This window comes from Spirosoma sp. 48-14 (assembly GCF_001898575.1).
Lineage (GTDB): Bacteria > Bacteroidota > Bacteroidia > Cytophagales > Spirosomataceae > Spirosoma.
The window spans coordinates 1-1100 of sequence record NZ_MKUD01000053.1; the positions used below are offsets into that span (position 1 = coordinate 1).

Consider the following 1100-nt stretch of genomic DNA (forward strand, 5'->3'; position numbering starts at 1 on the left):
TGGCATAGACTGCCGAGTGCGTACCACCTAAGCCAATCCAAACCTCTTTGTACAGTCGGCTTGCATCGTTGTTCATATTGATGGAAAGTACCTGCCCTTTCTCTTTGTCCGTAAGTCCGAGCATCGCCTGTATATCATCGAACTTGTTCATATACTTGCGTTGGTCAAGCAGGATTTTACAGTCGGAATTGTTGATGATACTTTCTTTCACAATAGGCGATTGGATAATATCATCGACCTCTTGCGTTACGACAATTGCTTCTCCGAAGAATTTGCGGACAGTTTTAAACAGGTACTTGATGTATTCCGCCATTCCCTCTTTGGCAATCGCTTTCCAAGCCTCTTCAATCAGGATGAGCTTGCGAATACCTTTCAATCGGCGCATTTTGTTGATAAACACCTCCATAATGATGATGGTCACAATGGGAAAGAGGATTTTGTGGTCTTTAATCGCATCAATCTCAAACACGATAAAGCGTTTAGAAAGCAGGTCTAACTGTTTGTCGGAGTTCAACAGGTAATCGTATTCCCCTCCTTTGTAATAAGGTTCGAGTACGTTCAGGAAGTTGGCAATGTCAAAGTCTTTTTCCCTTACCTGCTTTTCCTCCAGTACCTTGCGGTAGTCGCCTTTTACATACTCATAGAAACCGTTGAATGAGGAGTACACATCTTCCGTTTTGATACGTTCGATATAACCGCTTACCGCATTGGACAGGGCAACTTCTTCAGAACGGGTTGGCGGCTCATCATCACGTTTCCATAAGGTCAGTATCAGGGTTTTGATACTTTCCCGCTTCTCAATGTCGAATACGCCATCATCGGTATAGAAAGGGTTAAAGGCAATCGGGTTATCTTCGGTATATGTGAAGTAAACACCGTCTTCGCCTTTGGTCTTTCCTTTGATGAGTTCGCATAAGCCCTGATAAGAGTTACCCGTATCTACCAACAGTACGTGTGCGCCCTGTTCGTAATACTGGCGTACCATATGGTTAGTGAAGAACGATTTACCCGAACCCGACGGACCAAGTATAAACTTGTTTCGGTTCGTGATGATACCCCGTTTCATAGGCAGGTCGGAAATATCCAAATGGATAGGTTTT

General features: G+C 43.9%; 1 protein-coding gene. It reads right to left on the reverse strand.

Features of this window, described 5'->3' with window-relative positions; translation table 11 throughout:
- Nucleotides 1-1100 (reverse strand): TraG family conjugative transposon ATPase (locus tag BGO59_RS24750; RefSeq protein ID WP_293687863.1); only part of this gene is annotated, 1100 nt, incomplete at both ends.